3 protein-coding genes are annotated in these 3,255 nt (G+C 41.8%); 1 reads left to right on the plus strand and 2 read right to left on the minus strand.

From position 1 onward, the window contains the following. Positions 1–251 precede the first annotated feature (251 nt). Both IM319_RS03210 and queG read right to left on the minus strand, forming a co-directional pair. Positions 252–890 carry an HAD-IA family hydrolase gene (locus IM319_RS03210; protein ID WP_287079312.1) on the minus strand — a complete coding sequence of 213 codons (639 nt, stop codon included), beginning with the start codon at positions 888–890 and terminating at the stop codon, positions 252–254. Continuing rightward, the gene (gene queG / locus IM319_RS03215) at positions 880–1,827 is read right to left on the minus strand and encodes a tRNA epoxyqueuosine(34) reductase QueG (RefSeq protein WP_287734623.1); all 948 of its coding nucleotides are present in this window, start codon (positions 1,825–1,827) and stop codon (positions 880–882) included. The genes IM319_RS03210 and queG overlap by 11 nt, the downstream gene beginning before the upstream one ends. Positions 1,828–1,962: 135 nt before the next feature. Here queG and IM319_RS03220 point away from each other — a divergent pair, with 135 nt between their 5' ends. After that, entirely contained in the window at positions 1,963–2,574 is a 612-nt protein-coding gene (locus tag IM319_RS03220) for a DUF3782 domain-containing protein (RefSeq protein WP_287734625.1), read from the plus strand. Positions 2,575–3,255: the final 681 nt, after the last annotated feature.

Below are 3,255 nucleotides of genomic sequence, written 5' to 3' on the forward strand. Positions count from 1 at the left end.
AGTACCAGGCATGGGAGTGATCAGGGGGAAAATTCAGGTACTTTTTCCCTGAAAATTAGGTAGTTGACCACCTGAAAATCGGTAAAACCCATCCCCCAACCCCCAACCCCCAACCCCCAACCCCCAACCCCCAACCCCCAACCCCCAACCCCCACCGAAAAACTTTTTCAGCAGACCCTAATTAAACTGAGTATTGGATATTCTAGTACAAATGTCAAAACTGCCTTTCCCTGCCCCCAGGAAAAACTTTTTCAGCCAGCCCTATCTAAAATATCCAATAATTCTAGGGGATGATCAATGAGATGATCGGGGTTAAATTGAGTGAGAATTTGAGGGGAATTAAAGCCCCAAGCGACGGCCACCACTTGCACTCGACTTTTTTGGGCAGCAGTAATATCTCTAGTTTCATCGCCGACATAAATCATTTCATCGGGACAGAATTTATTTTGTCGGATCAGGCGATCGATAATTTTGTGTTTGCCGAATAAAGGCGTTCCCGAATAGATAAAATCAAATAAACTTAAGAGTTGATTATTTGCTAAAAAGATGGTGACGTTTTCTTTGGTATTAGAAGTTATTATTCCTAATCTATAGCCTCTTTCTTTAAGAGTGGCGAGGCAGTGATGCCAGCCATGGAAAGGTTTCAGACATTCAATTTGTTTATTTAATTCCCGTTTAACTCGATAGAGTAAAAAAGGGATTTTAACGGGGGAAACTTGGGATTGTTTAATAATTTCTTGGGAACTAAGGTTTTTTAGTCTGGCCAAATCTTCCTCGTTGATGGGTTGATAACCGAAATTTTTAGCCAAACGATTGACAATCTCCACGAAAGTATCGTGGGTATCGGCGATAGTACCATCAAAATCGAACACTACTACTTTAATTGTCATCTTGTACGGGGTGAGGGGAATGAGCTAAATTAGCTTGGGCATTACGTCGCCACTGCTGAGGTTTGATTCGACGCAGGGCTGACGAGATGAAACGACGATCCCACTCCTCTATAGTTAGATTAGCTAATTCATCCAACCTTGGCGAGAGGTTTTCGGGACGAGGTTGAAAATCCTCCACGTCGGTAACTTGGGCAAAACGTTGATTCCAAGGACAGACATCTTGACAGATATCGCAGCCAGCTACCCAACCTTGTAAATTCTTGGCAATTTCTGTAGGCAAAGTTACAGCACGATTTTCGATGGTATGGTATGCAATACAGCGATTAGCATCCACCACATAGGGACTAACTATTGCTTGGGTCGGACAAGCGCTTAAACAACGGCTACAGGTGCCACAATGGTCACTATGGGGTTGATCCGGTTCTAAAGGTAAATTAGTTAATATTTCTGCTAAAAACACCCAACTGCCGTAATTGCGGGTAATTAAATTACCATTCTTGGCAATCCAGCCGATCCCTGCTCTTTGCGCCCAAACTTTATCCTGTACTGGTCCTGTATCCACATAGTAACGGGTTTGAATTTGCTCCCCCTGACTTTCTAACCATTGACTGAGGGCTTTTAATTTTTTACTTAATACTTTGTGATAATCCCGTCCCCAAGCATAACGGGAAATTTTGCCATGGTTTTGCTCTTGACTGTGTTGCTGGGGGGTGTAGTAGTTAAGGGCGAGACCAATTAGCGATCGCACTTCTGGCCAAAGAGTTTTGATATCCTGTCGTTTCGGGTTAGTCATCCAATCCATATCAGCGTTATAACCCCGCTCTAACCAGCTTTTTAGATGGGATACCGCCGAGTCTTGGCTGTCCACAGAGGCAATACCGACCTCATGGAAGCCCAACTCTAGCGCTTTTTCTTTGATTTGTGTTTCTGTCACCATAGAAATATCTTAAGTCAAGTATTTGTAACAATTATTGGCAATTCTAAATTTTTTGTTACATAATCGGCTGGTAAAGAGATAAGACTGACTGGTACTTAGGTAGTACAATTAGAGTAAGAATTAAAACAAATAACCATGGCTCAACCGATTACCATCGAAGATATCTATAAACTTTTTGAGAAAACTAACGAAAAGTTTGAACAATCACGTCAAGAATACGATCGCCGGGCTGCTGAAGCCAAGGCTGAAGCCGATCGCCGGGCTGCTGAAGCCGATCGCCGTTTAGCCAAGCTAGAGAAAACAGTGGCCAATACCAGTCGTGCCGTGGATAGTTTAACCACTCGCTGGGGAAGATTTGTCGAGGAATTAGTCGAACCTGCTGTTATTAGCCTATTTCGTGGCAAAGGTATCGATGTTAAAGAAACCTACAGTCGTGCCAGGGTAAAACGGCAAGGAATAGCCATGGAGATTGACATTTTAGCCGTCGATGAAACCGAGGTAGTTTTAGTAGAATGTAAGTCTCGTTTATCGAAAGATGATGTCAATGAGTTTTTAGAAAAATTAAGTCGATTTAAAGAAGCATTTCCCCATTATAAAAACTATCAAGCTTATGGTGCAGTGGCAGGAATAGAAATAGATGAAGGAATAGATCGTTATGCCTATAAACAAGGTTTATTTGTGATTAAACCATCAGGAGAACCGGTAGAAATCATTAATGATTCTGGTTTCGAGCCTAAATTATGGTAGGAGAAAGATGCTCTCGTCACCGGGCAAAGTATTGGCAGGAGGTCTAATTTTTCAAACCTAGCACTAGACTAACTTATGGATATAATGCACGATTAGTATTCATATTTTGATTCAGTAACCTCTTGCATAATTAATTTTTGAGGATTCAAAAACGGTAAAAATAAGGATTAAATGGCATAAAATCTGTGAATAGACCATGTAATTGATTGTTATTCATTCTTAATTCTCCTGACGACCGACGACCGGCTCCTAACCCCAACAACAATTTTTGATTTTTACAAGAGGTCTAGTAACGGGGAGCATCTGACCTTTGTAACTCCTAAATTAAGTTTTATGTCAAGCTATTTTGAAAGCCTTACCAGAAGCAAGTTTTAGAGACAAGCGTAATTACTCACTTGCATAAATGAGATGCTCCCTAGTAATAGTAACGTCTTGTCCTAAAATTGCCAATAGCCAGTTTCAATGCACAAGAGCCTGATGGCTAAAAACTGGCTCCAGTTTTTGCCCGGGATAGCACAGCTTGATCGCAGTGGATCGTAAATTGACATCCTCACCGCCGTAAAACGGACGGTGATTCCCAAACCTCACGATTTAGGTTTCTGCTTCTTTCCCTTGCGGGGTTTCGCACCTGCCTTAACAGATTTACTCTGTTCTGGTCTTATGGTCGCTCTACAGACTGAC

This window comes from Microcystis sp. M113S1 (genome assembly GCF_020246945.1).
Taxonomy (GTDB): Bacteria; Cyanobacteriota; Cyanobacteriia; order Cyanobacteriales; family Microcystaceae; genus Microcystis.